Annotated in this window: 18 protein-coding genes; 5 read left to right on the top strand and 13 right to left on the bottom strand. The window is 31.6% G+C overall.

The window, feature by feature from the left end; all coding sequences use genetic code 11:
• Nucleotides 1-2: 2 nt before the first annotated feature.
• The 3 genes from HM985_RS13060 to HM985_RS13050 all read right to left on the bottom strand — a co-directional run bounded on the left by HM985_RS13060 (nt 3) and on the right by HM985_RS13050 (nt 3843).
• A complete protein-coding gene (locus HM985_RS13060) occupies nt 3-1448 on the bottom strand; it encodes a RimK family protein (RefSeq protein ID WP_179376685.1) in 1446 nt (481 codons plus the stop codon).
• A 135-nt stretch (nt 1449-1583) separates the two neighbouring features.
• The gene (locus HM985_RS13055; protein WP_179376684.1) at nt 1584-2030 is read right to left on the bottom strand and encodes a hypothetical protein; all 447 of its coding nucleotides are present in this window, start codon (nt 2028-2030) and stop codon (nt 1584-1586) included.
• Nucleotides 2031-2085: 55 nt separating this feature from the next.
• Nucleotides 2086-3843 (bottom strand): M14 family metallopeptidase, encoded by a 1758-nt coding sequence (locus HM985_RS13050; protein WP_179376683.1) that lies wholly within the window; start codon nt 3841-3843, stop codon nt 2086-2088.
• Between the two features lie 367 nt (nt 3844-4210).
• Between HM985_RS13050 and ctlX the strand changes: the two genes are divergently transcribed.
• A complete protein-coding gene (gene ctlX, locus HM985_RS13045; protein WP_179376806.1) occupies nt 4211-5143 on the top strand; it encodes a citrulline utilization hydrolase CtlX in 933 nt (310 codons plus the stop codon).
• 36 nt (nt 5144-5179) lie between these two features.
• On the opposite strand, the gene HM985_RS13040 is transcribed toward ctlX, so the two are convergent.
• Nucleotides 5180-7216 carry a tetratricopeptide repeat-containing sensor histidine kinase gene (locus HM985_RS13040; RefSeq protein WP_179376682.1) on the bottom strand — a complete coding sequence of 679 codons (2037 nt, stop codon included), beginning with the start codon at nt 7214-7216 and terminating at the stop codon, nt 5180-5182.
• Between the two features lie 679 nt (nt 7217-7895).
• On the opposite strand from HM985_RS13040, the gene argS reads away from it, so the two are divergent.
• Nucleotides 7896-9674: an arginine--tRNA ligase gene (argS, locus tag HM985_RS13035; RefSeq protein WP_179376681.1), complete on the top strand. Its 1779-nt coding sequence runs from the start codon at nt 7896-7898 to the stop codon at nt 9672-9674.
• A 135-nt stretch (nt 9675-9809) separates the two neighbouring features.
• Here argS and HM985_RS13030 read toward each other — a convergent pair whose 3' ends face one another.
• From HM985_RS13030 to HM985_RS13020, 3 genes are all read right to left on the bottom strand, one after another.
• Nucleotides 9810-12125, bottom strand: a complete 2316-nt coding sequence (locus HM985_RS13030; protein WP_179376680.1) for a TonB-dependent receptor plug domain-containing protein — start codon at nt 12123-12125, stop codon at nt 9810-9812.
• Entirely contained in the window at nt 12118-13014 is an 897-nt protein-coding gene (locus HM985_RS13025; protein WP_179376679.1) for a FecR family protein, read from the bottom strand. Before HM985_RS13025 ends, HM985_RS13030 begins: the two co-directional genes overlap by 8 nt.
• Nucleotides 13015-13110: 96 nt before the next feature.
• Entirely contained in the window at nt 13111-13626 is a 516-nt protein-coding gene (locus HM985_RS13020) for an RNA polymerase sigma factor (RefSeq protein ID WP_179376678.1), read from the bottom strand.
• Between the two features lie 110 nt (nt 13627-13736).
• Here HM985_RS13020 and HM985_RS13015 point away from each other — a divergent pair, with 110 nt between their 5' ends.
• From HM985_RS13015 to HM985_RS13005, 3 genes are all read left to right on the top strand, one after another.
• Nucleotides 13737-15383: a hypothetical protein gene (locus HM985_RS13015; protein ID WP_179376677.1), complete on the top strand. Its 1647-nt coding sequence runs from the start codon at nt 13737-13739 to the stop codon at nt 15381-15383.
• A gap of 250 nt (nt 15384-15633) precedes the next feature.
• The gene (gene ffh, locus HM985_RS13010) at nt 15634-16965 is read left to right on the top strand and encodes a signal recognition particle protein (protein WP_179315600.1); all 1332 of its coding nucleotides are present in this window, start codon (nt 15634-15636) and stop codon (nt 16963-16965) included.
• Nucleotides 16966-17079: 114 nt separating this feature from the next.
• Entirely contained in the window at nt 17080-17961 is an 882-nt protein-coding gene (locus HM985_RS13005; RefSeq protein WP_179376676.1) for a bifunctional 5,10-methylenetetrahydrofolate dehydrogenase/5,10-methenyltetrahydrofolate cyclohydrolase, read from the top strand.
• 81 nt (nt 17962-18042) lie between these two features.
• On the opposite strand, the gene HM985_RS13000 is transcribed toward HM985_RS13005, so the two are convergent.
• From HM985_RS13000 to HM985_RS12975, 6 genes are read right to left on the bottom strand one after another with little or no spacing between them, the layout of a single operon-like run.
• The gene (locus HM985_RS13000) at nt 18043-18465 is read right to left on the bottom strand and encodes a VOC family protein (RefSeq protein ID WP_179376805.1); all 423 of its coding nucleotides are present in this window, start codon (nt 18463-18465) and stop codon (nt 18043-18045) included.
• Nucleotides 18465-19232, bottom strand: a complete 768-nt coding sequence (locus HM985_RS12995; protein WP_179376675.1) for a pseudouridine synthase — start codon at nt 19230-19232, stop codon at nt 18465-18467. The genes HM985_RS13000 and HM985_RS12995 overlap by 1 nt, the downstream gene beginning before the upstream one ends.
• 21 nt (nt 19233-19253) lie before the next feature.
• On the bottom strand, nt 19254-20081 hold the full coding sequence (locus HM985_RS12990) for an alpha/beta fold hydrolase (RefSeq protein ID WP_179376674.1): 828 nt from the start codon (nt 20079-20081) through the stop codon (nt 19254-19256).
• Entirely contained in the window at nt 20078-20449 is a 372-nt protein-coding gene (locus HM985_RS12985) for a cupin domain-containing protein (RefSeq protein WP_179376673.1), read from the bottom strand. Before HM985_RS12985 ends, HM985_RS12990 begins: the two co-directional genes overlap by 4 nt.
• Before the next feature lie 23 nt (nt 20450-20472).
• Nucleotides 20473-21027: a hypothetical protein gene (locus HM985_RS12980; RefSeq protein ID WP_179376672.1), complete on the bottom strand. Its 555-nt coding sequence runs from the start codon at nt 21025-21027 to the stop codon at nt 20473-20475.
• A gap of 17 nt (nt 21028-21044) precedes the next feature.
• Nucleotides 21045-22574: a helicase HerA-like domain-containing protein gene (locus HM985_RS12975; RefSeq protein ID WP_179376671.1), complete on the bottom strand. Its 1530-nt coding sequence runs from the start codon at nt 22572-22574 to the stop codon at nt 21045-21047.
• Between the last annotated feature and the right edge of the window lie 24 nt (nt 22575-22598).

Below are 22598 nucleotides of genomic sequence, written 5' to 3'. Positions count from 1 at the left end.
ATTTACTCTAGTCGTTTTTTAAGTGCAGTAAGAATCTTTTTGTAAACGACATCTCCATAATGCGCATCCTCTACACCAAAATCAATATTAGGATTGTCGTTAATTTCAATAACCATTAATTTGCCATCTACAACTTTTATGTCAACACCATAGAGTCCAAGTCCCATTAATTTAGCAGATTTTAGTGCGATATCAATAACGTTTTTTGGCACATCTTCAATTGCTAAACAATCAGCATCACCATCTTGTTCGTTTTTATTGGTTGCTTTCCAATTGTAAATTTGCCAATGGCCTTTTGCCATATAATATTTACAAGCAAAAAAAGGTTTATTATCTATAATACCAATACGCCAATCATAATCTGAAGGACAAAACTCTTGGGCAATTATTAAATCAGATTCCTTAAGCATTTCTGTTACTAGAATATCATACTCTTCTTGTGTTTGTGCTTTTTTAACGCCAAACGAAAAAGTAGAATCTGGTGCTTTTAACACACAAGGTAATCCTGTTTGTTCTAAAACAGAATTCCGATTATTACTGTGTACAATGACTGTTTTTGGTGTACTAATGTTAGCATTGTTCATGGCTTCTGCCATATATACTTTGTTGCAGCATTTTAAAATGGCATTTGGATAATCTATGATCGCTATGCCTTCTTGTTGTGCTTTTCTGGCAAAAGTGTAGGCTTCATTATTCACCTCCGTGCTTTGTCTTAAAAATAATGCATCAAAAGAAGAGAGTCTCGATAAATCTTTGGGTTCAATAATCTCTGCATAGATATTCATCTTTTCAGCAATTTCTATAAACTTTTTTAAGGCTTTAGGATTACTTGGTGGAGCCGGATCATTGGGGTTAACTAAAATAGCCAAGTCAAAATCATGATTGGCAACTTTAGCAGTGTCATATCTTTTCTTAGAAAAATACTGATTAGCAAATTCGCGAACGCTAGGTTTGTGTTCTTCTGGAATTTCAGATTCTGAAATCGCTTTAATACCCTGAATGTTCCATTTTGTTGTATGGTTAAAATTAACACGTAAAAACGGAACTTGAAAATGCTTATAAAACAAAGCACTTAAGTTTTTGTATTTCTGAGCTACATTTTGTCCAAAATAAATACTTAGCGTAAAATCTTGCGATTTAATGTTCTTTAAACTTTGTTGAATAACATCATCAAATTCATCAGAGACTATTCTTACTAATTTTAAAGCTTTAAGATCTACAATGTTTTTTGTAGTTGGAATTGGTAAGTGACCTCTGGCTTCTGCCAAAAGTGATACGTAATACCCCTTAGATTGATACGAGTAATCTTTGCACAAATTAAAAATACGTGCATTTTTTAATAAAGAATACTTAGGATTTGTAAGATAATCTTGAGCAGAAATTACAGTTATATTATCAATTGAAAAGTTCCATTTTTCAGGTTGATTTACAACAATATATTTATTCATTTAGAGTGCATTACGCTATTATAATTTTAAGTAAATGTATATTATTTTTTAATTGCTTTTACATTCGTTTAAAAACATTTTTCAGATTTTAATGTGTTGAAAATAAGGTCTTAAATTAGTTCTATATATCGTTTTTTACTCTCTAATTACTATTGTATGATTAATAAAGAATCCTTTTTTATCAATATTTTCATTGAAAAATTTAATTAATTCAGCTTGAGAATTAAAATCAGTTTCTTTTAGGTCTTTATTTACTTCAGAGAATTCTAATGTGTCATTTCTAAGTTCAAAACCAAAGAAGGAATTTGTTTTAACTCCGTTGTCATTTGTAACGATGTTTAAAACATTAAACCCTTTAATTTTTTTAGAATAAGAAATGATCTCTGTACTGTCATTAGGAATCAGTTTATAACTCATTTCGTTATTTTTTTTAATCATAAGCATTTCGTTTGCTTTTATATCAAGCCAAGTTCCTATTAATTCTGTATTAATTTCTTCGTCATTTGGTAACCCAAATTTAGATTCTAATGCACAACTAACTATTAGAACCAAAAACAATAGACTAAAAATTTTATTTTTCATGATATAATTATTTATTGTAATTCAGAAAGTTAAATATATTATTATTACGCAAGGATTATTTTACGCGATAAACAGGGTATTGTAAATGAGCCTTCTCATAATGTTTGCTTTGTTTATGTAACCAATCTAATTGTGCATACCAACTATTTGCAAATTCATCATCGTAACTGATTTTTACGTTAAATTCCATTTGAAGTTTTTTATCTCCTTTTAAAAGTTCTTCAGCTTTATCTTCCCAAACATAAGGTGAAAAACCTTCTTTTTGTTGTAGAATGGTGTCGAAGAAATTCCAGTTAAAAAAAGAATCTATAGGCGTTGGTTCTAATGTTTCAATTAAATAACGTATTGCCTTTTGATTTGTAGAAATCAAATAATCACCTTTTCTAAATGTTATTTTTTTGCTAGACGTTGTTACTTCTGTATTGTAATGAGCGTAGTGCCCCTCGTAAGGTGATTTTCGGGTTTCATAATTTCCTATTTTATAAGATTCAACGGTGAGAGTTGTATCGTTTTCAAATTGAGTGAAGGCCACATTATTTAATTTTAATAAATCAATGACGTTATGCCATCCTTGTGGAATGATATAGGCTTTAGGAATGGTAACAGAATCTGTAGCTTTAAAATAATCTTGATAATTAATTTCTTTAGTAAAAGGCTTAGCTCTGTCATATTTTAAACGTGTGGCTCCGGTAAGTTCACTCGGAATCATTTCGCCTTCATAACCTTTAAAATCTCTTGTTGATGATTTGGTGGTGTCAACTTCCCAGGCTAAAGGGTAATGGTTACCAGCAGTCCATAATTTAGCTTGTTGCTTTCTGAGTTTCGTTATTTTCTCACCTTGTTCTTCAGTGATTTCAATCATGCTTTTTATAACTTCATAAGTGCCTTCTACACGTTGTTTATAAGGTTTAAGCATGTGAGTTTCTACCATCATACCAAGCGTGTTAAATAAAGTAGTGTAACCCGTAGAATAACGAGGTGTATCTAAAAACTGTGAAAATCCTGAATCTGGTGTGCGGTTAAAAACATTGACATATGGTGTAATGTCCCAAGATTTAGTTTCTAGTTTTTGTTCTAATGTTGGCATTATTTCCGTGTGAATAAAGTCACCAAGCGTACCACCTAATTTATTATGCTGTGTAAATAAATGGGTTAATGTATATTGATAATCTGCACCATTACTAACGTGGTTATCTATAAAAATATCAGGTTGTACTAAATGAAAAATTTGAGCAAATGTTTTTGCGTTTTCAGTGTCCGATTTTATAAAATCACGATTTAAATCGTAATTACGAGCATTGCCTCTAAAACCATATTCTTCTGGTCCATTTTGGTTGGTTCTACTCGTAGAATTTCTATTTAAACTTCCACCTATATTATAAATAGGAATAGTTACTACAATTGTATTTTTTGGTGCTTCAACTTTACCTTCAGCGATATCTCTAAAAAGCATCATGGTAGCATCAATTCCGTCAGATTCCCCTGGGTGAATACCGTTGTTGATTAAAATAATTCTATTATTTTTTTTTAGGGTTTCAAAATCTGCACCAGAACCCTTCATGTTTAATGTAACAATATGTAAAGGTTTACCTGCGTCTGTTTTACCAATTTCTTGCGTTGAAATTTCTGAATATGTATTAGCTAATGCTTCATAATAAGCTATAGTTTCATTGTAAGTTGCTGTTTCTAATCCTTCACTTATTTCAAAAACGGTAGTGAAATCTGGTTTAGGTTGAGTTTCAGGTTCAACTGGTTTATCCGTTTTTTCGTTACAAGCAACTAATAATAAGGTTAGTAGTAATAATTTTTTCATTATGTAGAATTTGACCTACAATTTACTTATAATAATTAACATGAAAACATATACGAGCAACAATACTTAAAAATAATATTATAGTTAGGGTGGTTCTTTAAGAGATTTAGTTACAAGCAATAAGTTATCCTTATTTTTAGTATAATAACGAGTGGTTCAGTTTTATTACCTATCAATGAAAAGACCATAAATACGTTTTTGATAAATCTTTTGTAGTTGTTATAAATAGTGACCTTACTATAATAAACATAAATGTTTTCTAAGCGTAAAATCGTTTGATATTCATGAGGATAACAGGATTGATTTTAACGTTATTTCTATATAAAAAATTATAACTTTGCATTTAATTTTACACTCTATATTTTTAATGCAACAAACGACTAACACTATATTAATGATTCGTCCTATCAACTTTAGGATGAATGAGCAAACAGCTATTAATAATTATTTTCAAGAAGAATTAGATTTAAAAAATGCTGAAATTAATGCCAAAGCGCAAAATGAATTTGACGCTTTTGTAGAAAAATTAAGAGCAGTAGGTATTAATGTCATTGTAGAAGAAGATGATAAAACCAATGACACGCCAGATTCTATTTTCCCTAATAATTGGGTGAGTTTTCATAGTAATGGTGATGTAGCAAAATATCCAATGTTTGCTGAGAACAGAAGACGAGAGCGTAGAGATGAAGTTTTTATTAGGCTTGAAGAAGAAGGGTTTTTAATAGAAAACGTAGTTGATTATACTTCAGCAGAACACGAAGGGTTTTTCTTAGAAGGTACGGGTAGTGTTATATTAGACCGAGTAAATAGAAAAGCTTATTGTGCACTATCTCCAAGAGCTGATGAAGAGTTATTTATAGAGTTTTGTGAAGATTTTGAATATAGCCCCGTGATTTTTACGGCTTATCAATCTGTTGAAGATAAAAGATTACCAATCTACCATACCAATGTTATGATGTGTATCGCAGAAAAATTTGCTGTGATCTGTTTAGATAGTATTGATGATAAAAAAGAGCGTAAAGGTGTTGTGAAACATTTAAGGCAAGATGGAAAAGAAATTATTTCTATCACAGAGGCTCAGATGCATAGTTTTGCTGGAAACATGTTGCAGTTACAAGGTGAAAATGATAAACGTTTCTTAGTAATGAGCGAAGCAGCTCATAATAGTTTAACTAAATCTCAAATAAACAATATTGAAAAGTTTTGTGCTATTATTTCAAGTTCATTAGAGACCATTGAAACATGTGGTGGTGGAAGTGCCCGTTGTATGATGGCTGAAGTATTTCTTCCTAAAAGTTAATTTAGTTTCTATTCTGATTATCAGTGTTAGTTGGTTTTAAGCTCTAGATTCAGCTTTAGGAAGTTCAATAAAGAACTTACTGCCAACATTCACTGTGCTTTCAACCCAGATTTTACCGTTGTTTAATTCAACTAAATCTTTTGCTATAGTTAAACCTAGACCAGTTCCCTTCTCATTTTGAGTACCTGTGGTTGTAAAGTTTTTATGTGCAGCAAAAAGTTTGTTTATGTTTTCTTTTGGGATACCAACACCTGTGTCTTCTATTGAAATTAAAGATCTACCATTAACATCTTGATTAGAAATTGTAATTACATCACCTTTCTTACTAAATTTAACAGCGTTTGTAATTAAATTCTGGATTACAATTTCCACCATACTTTTATCAGCATAAATGAAATCGCGTTGAGATTCATCAATTAAAATAATCTGTTTGTCTTCAATTTTTTGTTCTACCAATGCCATTTTGATTTGAAACACTTCTTGAATGTTAAATAATTCAGGCTTAGGTTCTAAATTTTGCATTTGAGATTTAGACCAGTTCAATAAATTATATAGTAATGATGATGCATTATTTGCATTTTCACTTAATTCAGGAATTAATTCGAAGAACTCTTCTTTAGTAATGCTATCTTCATTTAATAAATCTAAAAAAGCTTTAATTGAAGAGATTGAATCTTTTAAATCGTGAGAAACAATAGAGAATAGTTTGTCTTTAACCTGGTTTACTTCTTCTAAATGATGAGTGTGCTCAAGTATAGCTTCTGTTTTTACTTTCTCTTCAGCTAATTCAATTTTTTGTTGTTTTAACTCGGCGTAGTGAGATTTGGTCTTTAAATAGCTAAAGATTAATAATAGGACTAATAGAATTATTATAACTATCGCTACATACAAGGGGTAAGGGCTATATCCAAAAGTTAACTGTTTTGGCTTGTCTAATAACTTGTTTTCTGATTGATCTTCAATTAAGTTTAAGTGTTCTATGTTTTTTGGAAATACAGGTTCATCTGCCTTATTAAGAGAATCCCTTAATTTGTAAAATCTGTTTTGCCAATAGAAGGCTCTTTGAAAATATCCAAGTGTAGAATCTAGCTCAATGTGTAATTTATAATTTTTTAAAAGCTCTGTTTTATTATCTATATTATTAGCAATAGTGTAAGCTTCATTTAATTGGCTTTCTGCTAATTTTATTTTTTTCTGTTTAAGACTTAAATTACCAAATGCATTAAGTGTTCTTAAAAGGCCTTGGTTATTCTGGTTTTCTCTGTTGTATTTTAAGCCCTCCGATAAGTAATGTAAAGCTTTATCATATTCATTAAAACGTAAATATTCACTACCTAATTTAGGAAGGATTTCTCCTCTTAAGTCTTGATCTGTTTTAGAATCTAGTAGTTCTAGTGCTTTTTCGTAGTATTCAATAGATTTACGGTGTTCCTTTAAAAAAGAATAAAGCTCTGCTATATTTTTAGTTGATTGTATGATGCCATTACTATCATTTATAAGCTGTCTAACTTCTAAGGCCTTAAAGTTAAATTCTATTGACTTATCAATTTGATTTGTTTTATGGTAAGCTTCAGCAAGGTTATTATAAGCAGAACTTAGCTCATCTTGTAAATATTTTTCTTCAAAAATGTCTATTGCCGATAATGAATTTTGCAACCCTAAAGTGTAGTTTCCTCTTCTTATTTCAATAAGCCCAATGCTATTACTTACTCTTGCAATACCAAGTGTATCTCTTATTTTTAAATAGAAATTTCTGGATTTATTATAACAATCTAAGGCGTTATAATAGTCGTTACGTTCTGTAAAAATTAAAGCTTTATAGTAGCAGCTTTCAGCCTGTCCTTTAGTATAGTTAAGGTCTTCAGAAAGTTTAGAAGTTTCGTTAGCATAGAGTAGAGCCATGCTATAATCTTTATGAGCATAAAGTTCATCTATAAGCGCAAGAGATAGCTTTACTTTTGTAGAGTCTGCATTTAAGTATGCTAATTGCACCGTTAGTTTATCTATTTTTTCATTTTGAGAAAAAACAGCAAACGACAGAAGACAAACAGCTAATGTAAATAACTGTTTCATCTTAAAGTAGCGTTAAACTTAATTGCGCTGTTTTGGTTTTATCAACTTTTATGGAAGGACAAAAAATTAAGTTAACACAAAACAATAACAATATTGTTAATGTTTGATTATTAAGCTTCATTAATGTTTTGGGACATAAATTAATAGCAAGTCAAAAGTGCTATTATGAAAGTGAATATGCTAATTATTAGGATTTAAAGCAAAAAAATTAGATTAAATGACTAAATGAATTTAAAAAAAAACGGACTTATCGGTGAAAGGTAAATTTAGCAGTAGTAATGCTGTTTTATCGATGAAATACACTTTTTAAGTTGTTTATTGATTTTCAGTTTGTTATGGTTTTGTTAAGCGAGGTGTTTTAATGTTTATATTGTGTAGTTAAATTTATTCGTTATTCTGTTTTGAGGTTTGAAAATGAAATTGTAACAGTAAATTATTGCTGTGTTTAAGTCTATTTTTAAGTTTTTGAAAAGAGCAATTGCAATGTGTCTATGTAAAGGTAATAATTTAACTACTTTTTAATTGAATTACTCAATAATATTCAATTTCAAGTTAACTAAAGTGTATGCCTTGGCTATGAGTTTTATAAGCTGAATAATTATGTTTATGATGAGGTTCTATAAAACAATAAAACTTCTATCTTTGCCCACGTTTTAAAACACCAAAAATACAGCAAAATATGAAGCTTCAAGAGACTTTAGAATTACATGTAAAAGCAGCGATTAAGGCGTTGTTTCAATCGGAATTACAATCAGTAGAATTTCAAGCAACACGCAAAGAATTTGCAGGTGATGTCACAGTTGTTGTATTTCCGATGTTACGCGTGGTTAAAGGAAATCCTGTTGTTATAGGCGAACAAGTTGGTCAATACCTGCTAGATAATGTAGATTTTGTAAAAGGATTTAATGTTGTAAAAGGGTTTTTAAATATTGAAATAAGTGATAATTATTACTTTCGTTTCTTTCAATCCATAAAAGATGACGCTAAATACGGTTTTGAAGATCAGAAGGGTGATAACGCAGTAATGGTTGAATATTCTTCGCCAAACACTAATAAACCTTTGCACCTAGGACATGTTAGAAATGTGCTTTTAGGATATAGTGTTGCCGAAATTTTAAAGGCTTCAGGAAAGAAAGTTTATAAAACGCAAATCATCAACGATAGAGGAATTCATATTTGTAAAAGTATGCTAGCTTACCAAAAATTTGGAAAGGGTGAAACACCAACTCAAGATTTAAAAGGTGATAAGTTAGTTGGGAATTATTATGTGAAGTTCGACCAAGAATATAAAGTTGAAATTTCAGAATTAATGACTCAAGGTCAATCAGAAGAAGAAGCTAAGAAAAACGCACCTTTGTTACTGGAAGCTCAAGAAATGTTGATTAAATGGGAAGCTGGTGATGAAGGTGTTGTGGCACTTTGGAATAAAATGAACCAATGGGTTTATGATGGTTTTGATGTGACTTACAAAAATATAGGTGTTGATTTTGATACTTATTACTACGAAAGTAATACCTATTTGTTAGGGAAAGAATTTGTTGCAGAAGGTTTATCAACAGGTGTTTTTGAGCAAGATGCAGATGGTTCTGTATGGTGCGATTTAACGGCAGATGGTTTAGACCGTAAGATTGTACTTCGTGCAGACGGTACAGCTGTTTACATGACTCAAGATATTGGTACAGCAATTCAACGTATTAAAGATTACCCAGATGTTGGTGGTATGGTTTATACGGTAGGAAATGAGCAAGATTATCATTTTAAAGTATTGTTCTTAATTTTGAAAAAATTAGGTTTTGATTGGGCAAAAAATCTATTCCACTTAAGTTATGGTATGGTAGATTTACCAAGTGGAAAAATGAAAAGTAGAGAAGGAACTGTTGTAGATGCTGATGATTTAATAGAGGAAATGGCTGATACGGCTGAAGAAATTTCTAAGGAATTAGGGAAGCTTGAAGAATACGATGAAGCTGAAAAAAACGAGCTTTATAAAACAATTGGTTTAGGAGCTTTAAAATATTACATTCTAAAAGTAGACCCTAAGAAAAGGATTTTATTCGACCCTAAAGAATCTATCGATTTTCAAGGGAATACAGGGCCTTTTATTCAATATACTTATGCAAGAATTCAATCGATACTAAGAAAAGCGAATATTGGTGTTAATGTATCATCAAATGTGCCTGATATCTCTTTTCATGAAAAAGAAAAGGAATTGATAAAACAATTAGAACAATTTCCTGAGATAATACAAAATGCGGCAGAACAACACAGTCCTGCATTAATTGCTAATTATACTTACGAGTTGGTTAAAGGATTTAATTCATTCTATCAAAATGTATCTATTCTTGGTGCTGATACGGATGAAGAAAAAAGGTTTAGAGTTGATTTATCTAAAACAGTGAGTCAAACGATAAAGAATGCATTAAGTCTTTTAGGTATCGCAGTTCCAGAACGTATGTAGGTTCTTGGAATTAAGATAACTGTTTGTTGTATACACTAACTTATTTTAAACGTCTGCCTTATCGGTGGACGTTTTGTTGTTTAAGGTTTTTAATTAAGTTTAAATAAACATGGGGCAACGTAATAATATCTAATATTAAAAATTGATTCTAAAGCTAAGATTTGGTGTCAATTGTAAAGATTGATTGTTAACCTCTTTAACTTCTCCATCTGAATTTTTGCTGTAATAACGATTTATAGTATTCGATTGATTAAAGAGATTCCAAACAGAAGCACCTAATTCAGCATCAATACCTTCAGAAATTAAAAAATCATAAATAGCTGAAATATCAGTTCTAAAGTAATCGTTTAAGCGAGCATTATTTGGTGAGTTGTATGCGATGTTCGAATTGCTGCTATCTTGGATATCTGATACAGAAGTATAAGGTCTTCCTGAATGCCAATTAAGGCCTAGTCCTATTTTTAAATGATCAATATTATAAGTGATTGAAGCATTTGCAACATGTCTTATATCTAGGGTGTTTGGGAAAGATTCGTTGGCATTAAGGGTGCTAAAAGTATAATCGTTTTTACTCCAGGTATAACCCAGCCATGTGCTAAACTCATTGAAACGCTTATTAATAAGGAAGTCTAAACCTTTTACGGAGTAATTACCAATGTCATTAGTAAATTGAAATTGATTTTGAAAGCCTTGACTTTTTGCGGTAATATCATTTACACTTTTATAGTAGCCTTCCAAAGAAATTAATAGATTGTTTTGACTATAGCTCAAGCCTAATGAAAGTTGTTCGCTAGTAATTAGAGGAACATCATTTCCGTTTGCAAGTTGCCATCGGCGTTTTTCAATACCGAAAAAATCTTGTTGTAAGTCAATGATTTGCGTAATAGATTGACTTTTTAGTTCACCTAAAACCTCAAGTCTAAAATAATCTAGAAATTTATGATTTATAGAAAACCGAGGTTCAATTAAAAAATCAGATAATTTGCTAAAATAGTTAATTCTAGAACCTAATCTAATATGTGTGTGTTGAGTTGGAGAGTACCATTCAATCTCGCCAAAAAGAGAATGTGTTCTAACAATTTCTTTATTTAGACTTGTGTAATTAGGATTCGTAACATCTTCAGAATACGTAACGCTGACATCATTAAATTGGTAACCGCCATTAAAGTTAAGATCATCGTTAACGGTTTTAGTTATGTCTAATCGTAAACCAAAATCTTCAACTTTATTTTCTTGTTGTAAAGTGGTGTTATTGGATGTGTTTTTATTTGTAGCATCTAAATCATAATGTGAATAATAGACTTGAGTAGATAATTTAAGATTACTATTTACTAGCTTATAATAATTAGCACTAGCTCCTTGGCTCTCTTGGTTTAATTCACTTCTAGTTTCTTGTAAAGTGTGTTCAGATGTTATAAAAGCTTGGTTGTAATCTAAATGGTTAGATATCGTTAATAAATTTAATCGAAACTTAGAAGTATCATTAATATCATATAAAAACTTAGCATTAAAGTCATAAAAAATAAAACGTTCGTCTAAGGCTAATTGGGTGTTGGTTGTGTTAGATTCGTTTAACTCTGAGTCTCTAAAAATGCGATTAAAATAAGCGTCGTAAGTTTCTGTAACCAATACATCGGTGTAAGAGCGTCTTGCAGATACTTGAATTTCTGTTTTTTCAGTTAAAGCAACTTTCGCAAACCCATCAATACTTAATAGGTTTCCGCCAATACTAACACTATTTTTCTGATCTAATTGATCTCTGTTTTTAATGGCTATTGTGCTCGATACTGCGTTACCAAACCTAGCACTAGTTCCGTTTTTAGAAATTGTAATATCTTCCGCTAGGTAAGGATTAAAAGCGGATATTAATCCAAAAAAATGACCAGATTGATACATTCTTATGCCTTCGTATATAATTAGATTCTGATCATTTGTGCCGCCTCTAACATTGATATTAGATACGCGTTCATCAACACTGATTATACCAGGTAAACTTTGAACTATTTGTAAAACATCGGGTTCTATAAGTCCAGGTAAAATATCAAAAGCTTTGGGGGTTGCTTTTATTGTTCCGTTGTTAATCTTAGATATTCCTTTGGTTAAATAATTAGAAATGATAACTTCATTAAGTTGTTGAATGCTGTTTGGATTACTTAACTTATTCTTAGTAGATATAGCAATAAATCGATTGCTTAATGTTTTGAAGTTTAGTTTAGTAACTAGGTTTAGTTGATTTATTGTTTCTTCTAAAGATAGGTTTGAAGCTAATGGAAGAATTGAAATACCTTCAATAAGTTTAGTTTCAAAAGAAAATTTAATATGGTGTTTTTTTTCTAATTCTAGAAGAATTTGAACAAGTGCTTTTTCTTCCTGTTGTACTTGACCATAAGTTAAGTTACACATAGAAAACATTAAAAATAAAAAACCTAAAAGCTTTAATTTTTTATTCACGCTTTAATAAAATAGATTTTCCTGATTTACTATAGCTTAAATTTAAAGGTATTGTAACAGATTTCAATGCTAAATCTAAATTATTATGAGTAAAACTTCCGGTGAACAAGCGAGATGTATCAATATTTTCTGTTGTAATACTTTCGTTATACTGATTTTCTAGTTCTGCAATGACATGTTTAAGAGGGACACTTTCAAAATTGCTTTCTCCTTTAAGCCAATGCGGTTGTATAGCAGTTTCTTTAATATCTGCAATTTGTTTTCCGTCTATAACCTTAAAACTATTTCCAGGTTTTAGTTTTACCGTTTTGCCATTATGAGCAACAGAAACAAGCCCTTCAAAGCATGTAACTTCAAAGTAAGATCCACGTTGTTTAACATTAAACTGTGTTCCTAAAACACTAACAATACCATCATCAGTGATAACATCAAATTTTTGACCCTTAGCAACTTTAAAAAAAGCTTCCCCTTTTAGCTGAACAGCTCTAGTTTTATCCCAATTACTTTTATTAAATGTTACGGTAGAATTTGCATTTAGATTTACACGTGAGGCGTCAGGTAATTGAATGGTAGACTGCTCTGCAATTTTTGTATGAATTTCTGTATCTAAAGTTGTAGTATAATAATAGAAACTAAACCCTATCATAAAAATAGCAGCAATTTTAAAGAAAGATTTATGCCAAGTATTTGTTTTAGTTGTCTTAGATTTTAGTAAAGGTTGTAAGGTTTTATAAGACTTTTCAGTAGTGAAGTCTGGTGCTCTAAAGTTTTTTAAAGTAGAATCTATTTTTAGCAATTGAGAGTAATCCTCTAACTTTTCAAAAGCATGTTGCTCTTCAATATTGAGGTTATGGTCTAGCCATTTTTTTATGAGCTCTTCTCTATTCATTTGTTTTTCAATAGCATTAAGAACGATTACAAAACAGAATCGTTTTAAAATATGTTTTCAACTATATAACAGTTTAAGTTTTAAAACTCCTACTCTTTAAAGTTCATCAATTTCCTCTCGTAATTTTTTTAAAGCACCGTATATGCGTTTTTCAACACCTTTTACAGAAATATCTAAGAGTGTTGCAATTTCTTTAAAACGTTTACCTTCAACTCTATTCATTAAAAAAGCAACACGTTGTGCTTCGGTTAAATTGCCAATAGCTTTTTGTAACTTAATATGATATTCTTTTTCCTCTAAAATAAACAGAGGGGTTTCATTGGTGTTTCTTCTTTGTGGTTTTTCATTGTATTTTAAAATAACCTTTTGGTGCGCTACAGCATTAAGCATTAAATTATTTGCTGTTGTAAATAAAAAACTCTTCGCTTTAGGCGGTGCAACTTTACCACAGTTTTGCCAAAGTTTAATAAACGCCTCTTGTACTTTGTCTTGCGGGTTTAAGTGCGCTCCAAATTTGTAATACAAAAAATCGTGCAAGTTTTTAGCGTACTTTTTATACAAACGCTCAAATAATTGCGATTCGCAAATGTTATCATGTAAAGGTTGACTCATGGGTTTTTATAGGGCTTACAAATTAGAAATAAAATTTTTAATTATTATAGTAGGAGATTTTTTTCGTAACTTGTTATATAATAAAAAGATATAACCCAAATCTTAAACAATTGAATTTTAATAGAATCCTACTTTACTTCTTTTTTGCCCTTTTTTGTCTTACATCTTGTCAAGATGAGATTCACGAAGTTGAAAATTCTTCCGAGCAAGAAACGATAGTTCCAGATTCTGCTTTATCAAATCTGATGAGCAATATGGCTGCGAATTTTAGCACTGTAGATGATATCTTAGATGGAACAAGTTGCTTTACTATAGAATTGCCAGTCACGGTTATTGTAGATGGTTCAACTATAGTTATAGAAAGCGAAATTGACTTAGAACAGTTAGAGCAATTACATGGGGATTTTACGGTCAATGAAGAAAATATAGATCTTGTATATCCCGTGACTGTCATTTTTATAGATTACAGTGAGATTCTAATTGAAAATGAAGATCAACTTCTAGAGTTAATAAATGAATGTTCTGATAATCAATATGAATATATTGAATGTGTGGATTTTATTTATCCATTGTCTTTTTCTGTTTTTGATTCAGAATTTAGTCTAATTGAGGCAGTCGTTGTTAATAATGACGAAGCATTGCATAACTTTTTAAATGATTTAGAAGAAGAAAATAATACATTAATAGTAAGTTTATATTATCCTATTAATTTAGAATATGCTAATGGCGAAACTATAGAGGTCAATAACAATGAAGAATTAAGTGATGCCATAGAGGCCGCAGAGCAGTTTTGTGAAGTTGAAAATGATAACTGTGTTGAAGATGATGTTTTGATAGATTTAATGGAGTGTGCTTGGACTCTTACTGATGGCTCTGTAAACTTTGAAAATGATTGGATGATTTTTAATTCTGATGGGCAACTACAAATTTCTGAAGGAGTGGCAGCATCTGCAATTGGTGGAAGTTGGGGTTTATCTACAACCGAAAATGGTGTTGTTTTAACCTTATCCGAATTAACAGCATTTCAAGAAACATTAGAAGGAGATTGGCTTATTGTAGAATGTGAGGATGGTCGATTAGAAATTAGTAGAGCTGATTTTGAATTCACTTTAGAACAAGATTGCAATTTAAACAATCCATTTAGTTGTTTCGATAATTATGAAATTACAACTTGTAACGGTTCTAATAACATTCCTATTTATAATTTAAGTGCTAATACCATTGGACTAGTAGATTGCATTGTTCCTTATTTTTCTTCTTTTCATGAAACACTAATAGATGCAGAAAATAACACTAATGCTATAGAAAATACAGAAGCGTTTGAAACTTTAGTCAGTCAAGTATATATAAGAATTGAAGCCATAAATGATGAATATGAAATCTTCGAGGTAACATTAATTGCAGAAGATTGTAATGCGGGGAGTTGCACTATAGAAGACGTAGAAGGAGCATTGACCTCATGCTTATGGAATATTACCAACTATAATGGAAGTGATAATTTAGCCAGTTATAATCTCGATTTTGAACAAGATTCAGGAATTATGGTTGTTTATGGTGCTAATAATATAATAGATGCTGGTTGGTCACTATCTCAAACAAATGAAGGTGTTGTTGTAACGTTTTCAAATGTAGCTGCACTAAACATTGAAGCTATAAACGGAAGTTGGCTAATTGTAGAGTGTACGGCAAATCAGTTTGTGCTTCATGATCTTACAGACAGTAATCTCGAAATAGTGCTAGATCGCACCTGTGATTAAAAGAAAAATGATTAAGTTAAGTTGATTAGGAAAAGGGGCTGCCTGCCATGAGCAGCTCTTTTTTTTATTTAAATGTAAAGAAAATAATGATTCTTTCGGAAAACTATTTTAACGATTTTTAGTCTTTCACGCTTAGATTAAAATCATTTTCTTAAACACATTCATAATTCCCTCATAAATTCTTAAATTTGCAACTTATTAAAATAACACAGACTGCTAATCCGCAGACTGAAAATAGAATACTAGAAACATGTTCAATAATTTAAGTGATAAGTTAGATAAAGCGTTACACGTATTAAAAGGTCATGGAAGCATTACAGAAGTTAATGTTGCTGAGACACTTAAAGAAGTAAGAAGAGCGCTTTTAGATGCCGATGTTAACTTTAAAATTGCTAAAGAATTTACCGTTCGTGTAAAAGAAAAAGCACTTGGTCAAGATGTATTGACTACGTTACAACCAGGCCAATTAATGGTGAAACTCGTTAAAGATGAGTTAACTGAATTAATGGGTGGTGATGCAGAAGGACTTAATCTTTCTGGTAACCCGAGTGTAATTCTAATGTCAGGTCTTCAAGGATCTGGTAAAACTACTTTTTCTGGTAAACTTGCCAATTACTTAAAAAACAAAAAAACTAAGAAACCTTTATTGGTAGCTTGTGATGTTTATCGTCCGGCTGCAATAGATCAATTACATGTTGTAGGAGATCAAATAGGTGTTGAGGTTTTTAGTGATAGAGGAAATACAGATCCTGTAGCTATTTCGCAGGCAGGTATTGCTCATGCTAAAGCAAACGGACATAACGTGGTAATTATTGATACCGCAGGTCGTTTAGCTGTAGATGAAGCCATGATGACTGAAATCTCAAACATTCATAAAGCAATTAAGCCACAAGAAACATTATTTGTTGTGGATTCTATGACAGGGCAAGATGCTGTTAATACAGCAAAAGCCTTCAATGATATCTTAAATTTTGACGGTGTTATTCTTACCAAATTAGATGGTGATACACGTGGTGGTGCTGCAATTTCTATTAAGTCTGTCGTAAACAAGCCAATTAAATTTATAGGTACAGGTGAAAAGATGGAAGCAATTGATGTTTTCTATCCTTCACGTATGGCAGATCGTATTTTAGGAATGGGAGATGTTGTTTCTTTAGTTGAACGTGCACAAGAGCAGTTTGACGAAGAGGAAGCAAGAAAACTTCAAAAGAAGATTGCTAAAAACCAGTTTGGGTTTGATGATTTCTTAAAACAAATTCAGCAGATCAAGAAAATGGGTAACATGAAGGATTTAGTAGGCATGATTCCTGGAGCAGGAAAAATGATGAAAGATATCGATATCGATGATGATGCTTTTAAAGGAATTGAAGCCATTATTCATTCTATGACACCAGAAGAACGTGCTAATCCTGCAGTGATAAATGCAAGTCGTAAAAAGAGAATTGGTAAAGGTTCAGGAACTTCTGTTCAAGAAGTAAACCAGCTTTTGAAGCAATTTACTCAGATGAGTAAAATGATGAAGATGATGCAAGGCGGAGGTGGAAAACGTATGATGCAGATGATGCAAAATATGCCTAAGTAGAGTTTAAAGTATTTATCTTTAAAACAGGCTTCAGTAGATTTTAAAATATTATAATTTATAAACCAGTAATTTTTTGCGCAATAGCGCTTTTGCAAGAAAACAATAACCAAAAGCATGACAATTTTAGACGGTAAAAAAGTAAGTAACGATATTAAAAACGAAATCAAAGCTGAGGTCGATAAGATGAAGGCTAATGGTGAAAAAGTGCCGCATTTAGCAGCTGTTATAGTTGGTAATGATGGGGCGAGTTTAACTTACGTTGGTAGTAAAGTTAGAGCGTGTGAGCGTGTTGGATTTGAGTCTACCATGGTAAGATTATCAAACACAACTAGCGAAATAGAATTATTAGACAAGATAGCAGAATTAAATGCTAACGATGATATTGATGGTTTCATTATTCAGTTACCATTACCTCCTCAAATTAATACGCAGAAAGTATTAATGGCGGTAGATCCTAATAAAGATGTCGATGGATTTCACCCAATGAACTTTGGAAAAATGTCTTTGGATATGTCAACGTTTATTCCTGCAACTCCATTTGGAATCTTAGAGTTATTAGATCGTTATGGTGTTGAGACTAAAGGGAAGCATACGGTTGTTATCGGTCGTTCTCACATTGTTGGCCGTCCTATGAGTATCTTAATGGGAAGAAAAGGTTTTCCAGGAAACTCTACAGTGACACTAACACACAGTCACACTAAAAATATTACACAAATTACATCTCAAGCAGATATTATTATTTCAGCATTAGGAATTCCTAAATTCTTAAAAGCAGAAATGGTTAAAGATGACGCTGTAATTATTGATGTAGGAATCACACGAGTTCCTGATGATTCTGAGAAAGGTTACTATATCACGGGTGACGTAGATTTTGAAACAGTAAGTAAAAAAGCAAGTTTTATAACACCAGTTCCTGGTGGGGTAGGACCAATGACTATTGCTATGCTGTTAAAGAATACGTTAATTGCTAGAGACCAACATAGAAATAATAACTAAAAATTAGTTAATATTAAAAAAGGGCAATAATTTTATTTATTGCCCTTTTTTTTATGTGTTAGATTTTAATTTAAAAGATTTCTACTTCGCAAAAAGTTGACTACTGTCTTTAAAAGATTTAAATTCTAAAGCATTTCCTGAAGGATCTTTAAAAAACATAGTGGCTTGTTCGCCTACTTGTCCTTCAAAGCGAAGGTATGGTTCAATAATAAATTTAATATGTTTTGATTTTAGTAACTCGGCAAAGTCATGAAAAATTGCCCATTCTAAAACCACACCAAAATGTGGCACAGGAACATCCTTTCCATCAACTAAATTAGTAGCAATATCTTCTGTCTGCTTTTTTTTATAATGAATCACTAATTGATGTCCAAAAAAGTTATAATCAACCCAATGATCACTACTTCGACCTTCTTCAAAATTTAAAATTTTACTATAAAAATTTCTGCACACAGAGAGATTATCTACAGGGATAGCTAAGTGAAAAGGTGATAATGCCATAATTAACGTCCGTTTTTTCTAATGGTTTCTTGGCTTTCTTCAAATGTTTTATCAGAGTCACTAATCAATTCCGTTAAGCCCTTAAACTCTTCTTTCGTTAATTCTCTATATTGACCTGAAGATATATCAAGCTTTACATTCATTATCCTCACACGCTTTAAAGTTTGTACTTCATAATTTAAGTACTCACACATTCTACGTATCTGGCGGTTTAAACCTTGAGTTAAAATAATACTAAACTTAAATTTATCAATTTTCTTAACCTTACATTTTTTAGTACGCTTATCTAAGTCTTCAATATAGATTCCACCAGACATACGCTCAATAAAGGTTTGAGAAATCTGTTGATCAACAGTAACAATGTACTCTTTCTCGTGATTATTGCTAGCTCTTAAAATCTTATTAACGATATCGCCATCATCTGTAAGTAATATTAATCCCTCACTTGGTTTGTCTAATCGACCTATAGGGAAAATACGTTTTGGGTAATTGATATAATCAATGATGTTGTCTTTTTCAACACGTGTATCTGTGGTACAAACAATACCGACAGGTTTGTTAAATGCTAAGTAAACAAAGTCTTGTTGACGTTCGCCTATAATTTCTCCATCGACTTTTACGATATCTTCAGAGCTCACTTTTGTTCCCATTTCTGGTACAACATCGTTAATTGTTACACGGCCCGCATCTATTAATCGATCTGCGGCTCTACGAGAGCAATATCCGGCTTCGCTGAGGTATTTGTTAAGGCGTTTTAATTCTTGTGACATGCTGCAAAAGTACAATAAAGATTAATCATTAATGAAGTCAATGATTTTTGGTGTTAAAGAGGTGTCTTTTAATCCGTGTCCAAAACCAGAAGTGGTAATAAATTCTGAATTTTTATAGCGATTTGCAATTAACTGTCCGTCTTCGTAAGGAATTATTCTGTCTTTCTTATCATGAATAACCAAGCCTTTAACTTCAATAGATTCGGTAAAATTAGCTGTTGAAAAATAAGATACAGGTTGGTTAAAATGATCTAAAATAATAGAATCTAATCCTTTTGAAATTCTTTTGTTATAGCCCATCATACTTTTATAGCGATCAAAAACACCTGTAAAATGTGCTGGTGCTCCGAGTAAAACTAATTTCTTTATAGATGGTAATTTGTTACCGTGTAAGCAAAAAACACTAGCCATACCACCAACAGAATGACCTATTAAGACATCAGGTTGAAATTTCTTAGCAACGGCAGCGATAAATTCAGAATATAGAATAGCATTAAATTGTTTTCCGTCTGATCTTCCGTGAGCTGGTGCATCTAAAGCTATAATATTATAGTCTTGTGCTTTTAGATCTTTTAGAATGTAATTCCATCGCGATGTATTACTTTCCCAACCATGAGCTAATAAAACCGTTTTGCCTTTTCCTACCCAACGGTAAGTTGCAATTTCCATGTTTTTATAACTGGTTTCTTCGAAAAAAGCAGAGTTAATAATTTGCTTTTGGTCTTCGTTATAACGCCCTTTCCTAGGGGATGCAAATAGGTTAAGCGCTCTTTTTGAAGCAAATTTTGAAGAGATTATACTTGTTGCATTAAGCGCTCTACCTATAGATTTAACAATAAAACTACTCATATATACTCTTCTTCTCTTTTAACGGCTTCAATTGAAAATGCTGGTAAACAAATCGCTAAGTATTCGCAAGGTTCTGTAAATGGATTTGAATATTGAAGCCTAGTGTTTTTTTCTACTTTGATGGATTGTCCGGCTTCTAAAATGATAGTTTCACCTTCAATTATAAATTGTTTTTTGCCTTTTATGATAAATGTATACTCTTCAAATTCTGGTGTCTGAAAAGGTTCTGACCAACCAGCAGGTGCAACCATGTGTGCAACACTAATTTTAGAGTTACCATCAGTAGCATTTCCGAAGTGTTCTTTTATTATTTTACCATCGTTTGTTGGAACAACAAAGGGCGAGTTTTGTATTTGGTACTTTTTCATTGTGTCAATTAATCTTTTTTGGGCTACCAGTGGATCATAAAAAACTTAATTTTAGCTTTTCCAGGAATCTGTATTGGGTCTATGGTTAATCCCATATTAAAACGCATACTAGCGGGTAATTCTTTTTTGTCTATTGTAAAAGAAGCATTGATTTCATCTACGGTAATAACAATAGAGTTAATTAGAATGTTGATTTTAGATATTTTATAATTATCCTTAAGATCTTTAAAGGTACTTAAAGCGGTAATGTTTTTATCGGTTTTGAATCGCTCATCTATAATACGAACTGTTGAGATAACAGAAGTTGAATCTAAGGGTTTTCTAGGTGAAATATCTAATAATTTTTTTCCTCCTTTTTCAAAAACTTCAATGATATTTGCTGAGCCTGAAAACTCATCTCCTGCAATATAGCGGACAACAGAATCATTATTGAAAATAGCATCTAATTCTTTAACTTGAGTTGAATCGTTTAATAATCCAATATTATTTTTTTTAATTAAAAAAGGATTTGGTTTATCTGTTGTACAACTTGTAATTATAAGCGCACCAGTAAGTGCTGCTAAAAAGGTTTTGTTCATGTTTTGTTTTACTATATTTATTTAATCATTTTACTTAAAATTCCTAGAACTCCTCGGATAACTGTAGCACTTGTTAAAACCTTTATTAAAGGATTCATACGTGTGCTTTGTCTTCTTGTGGTTCTTTTGCTTTCGGCGCGTTTTAAATCTTCTTTTTCTTTTTTAGCTTTTTGTTTTAATTCTTCGGCTTCAGCTTGTTTAATTTTTTTATTCAACATTTCGTAAGCACTTTCACGATCAATCTCTTCATTATATTTTTTTGCGAGTTGCGATTGCGATATTAAGCTGCTGAGTTCTGTTTCTGTTAAAATATCCATTCGGCTCATTGGTGCGCGTAGCATGGTTGCTGCCAATGGTGTTGGTTTTCCTTTTTCATCTAAAGCAGATACTAAAGCTTCACCAATTCCTAATGAGGTTAGCATTTCTGCAGTATCATAATATTCAGAATCAGGATAATTTTGAGCAGTTAGTTTTATCGCTTTTCGGTCTTTTGCTGTAAATGCTCTTAAGGCATGTTGAATTTTTAATCCCAATTGTCCTAAAACTTCTTCTGGGACATCTGTTGGGTTTTGAGTTACAAAATATAAACCAATACCTTTACTGCGGATCAGTTTTACCATACTTTCAATCTGGTTGAGTAAGGCACCTGATGCTTCATCGAAAATTAAATGTGCTTCATCAATAAAGATAATTAACTCTGGTCTTCCAGTATCACCTTGCTCTGGGAAAGTAGAGTAAATTTCAGCTAACAAACTCAACATAAATGTCGAAAATAACTTGGGCTTATCTTGTATATCCGTTAATCTAAGAATATTTATGTAACCACGACCATTGTCATCAATTCGTAATAAATCATCTGTGTCAAAAGATTTTTCTCCAAAGAATAAATCCCCACCTTGTTGTTCTATTTCAATGAGCTTTCTAAGAATTGCTCCTGTCGAAGCTGTTGAAATACGACCATAAGTTTCCTGAAATTCTTCTTTCCCTTCATTAGTTGCATATTGAAGAATTTTCTTAAAATCCTTAAGATCTAATAATGGTAAATGATTATCGTCACAATATTTAAAAATAACCGAGATTATGCCAGCTTGTGTTTCGGTAACGTCTAAGATTCTAGAAATTAAAACAGGACCAAATTCACTAATAGTTGCTCTTAAACGTACCCCATCTTGTTCGGATAATGTTAGCATTTCTACAGGAAATGCTTTGGGTTCAAAAGGTAAACCAATTTGTTCGTGACGTTCATCTATTTTAGTATGACCAGGACTTTGTTTCGCTAGTCCACTTAAATCGCCTTTAATATCCATTAGCAAAACAGGAACACCTTTTTCAGAAAGATTTTCTGCTAAAACTTGTAATGTTTTTGTTTTTCCGGTACCTGTTGCTCCTGCAATAAGTCCATGTCTGTTCATGGTTTTTAAAGGAACATTTACAAAAGTATTGGTCATCGTTTTACCATCTAACATGGCAGAACCTAATGTAATATAGTCGCCTTTACAGGTGTTTCCTTCGTTAATTTCTTTTACGAAAGCTTCAGAATTGTTCATTGGTCAGAAAATTTGTATAAAAAT

The organism is Winogradskyella wichelsiae, assembly GCF_013403925.1.
Classification (GTDB): Bacteria; Bacteroidota; Bacteroidia; order Flavobacteriales; family Flavobacteriaceae; genus Winogradskyella; species Winogradskyella wichelsiae.
This window is presented reverse-complemented; position numbering and strand designations above follow the sequence as displayed.

Excerpts from the sequence above, each read along its gene's own strand:
- HM985_RS13060 (WP_179376685.1), bottom strand. The coding sequence starts at position 1,448 with ATGAATAAATATATTGTTGTAAATCAACCTGAAAAATGGAACTTTTCA.
- HM985_RS13055 (WP_179376684.1), bottom strand. The coding sequence starts at position 2,030 with ATGAAAAATAAAATTTTTAGTCTATTGTTTTTGGTTCTAATAGTTAGT.
- HM985_RS13050 (WP_179376683.1), bottom strand. The coding sequence starts at position 3,843 with ATGAAAAAATTATTACTACTAACCTTATTATTAGTTGCTTGTAACGAA.
- ctlX (WP_179376806.1), top strand. The coding sequence starts at position 4,211 with ATGCAACAAACGACTAACACTATATTAATGATTCGTCCTATCAACTTT.
- HM985_RS13040 (WP_179376682.1), bottom strand. The coding sequence starts at position 7,216 with ATGAAACAGTTATTTACATTAGCTGTTTGTCTTCTGTCGTTTGCTGTT.
- argS (WP_179376681.1), top strand. The coding sequence starts at position 7,896 with ATGAAGCTTCAAGAGACTTTAGAATTACATGTAAAAGCAGCGATTAAG.
- HM985_RS13025 (WP_179376679.1), bottom strand. The coding sequence starts at position 13,014 with ATGAATAGAGAAGAGCTCATAAAAAAATGGCTAGACCATAACCTCAAT.
- HM985_RS13020 (WP_179376678.1), bottom strand. The coding sequence starts at position 13,626 with ATGAGTCAACCTTTACATGATAACATTTGCGAATCGCAATTATTTGAG.
- ffh (WP_179315600.1), top strand. The coding sequence starts at position 15,634 with ATGTTCAATAATTTAAGTGATAAGTTAGATAAAGCGTTACACGTATTA.
- HM985_RS13005 (WP_179376676.1), top strand. The coding sequence starts at position 17,080 with ATGACAATTTTAGACGGTAAAAAAGTAAGTAACGATATTAAAAACGAA.
- HM985_RS12995 (WP_179376675.1), bottom strand. The coding sequence starts at position 19,232 with ATGTCACAAGAATTAAAACGCCTTAACAAATACCTCAGCGAAGCCGGA.
- HM985_RS12990 (WP_179376674.1), bottom strand. The coding sequence starts at position 20,081 with ATGAGTAGTTTTATTGTTAAATCTATAGGTAGAGCGCTTAATGCAACA.
- HM985_RS12985 (WP_179376673.1), bottom strand. The coding sequence starts at position 20,449 with ATGAAAAAGTACCAAATACAAAACTCGCCCTTTGTTGTTCCAACAAAC.
- HM985_RS12980 (WP_179376672.1), bottom strand. The coding sequence starts at position 21,027 with ATGAACAAAACCTTTTTAGCAGCACTTACTGGTGCGCTTATAATTACA.
- HM985_RS12975 (WP_179376671.1), bottom strand. The coding sequence starts at position 22,574 with ATGAACAATTCTGAAGCTTTCGTAAAAGAAATTAACGAAGGAAACACC.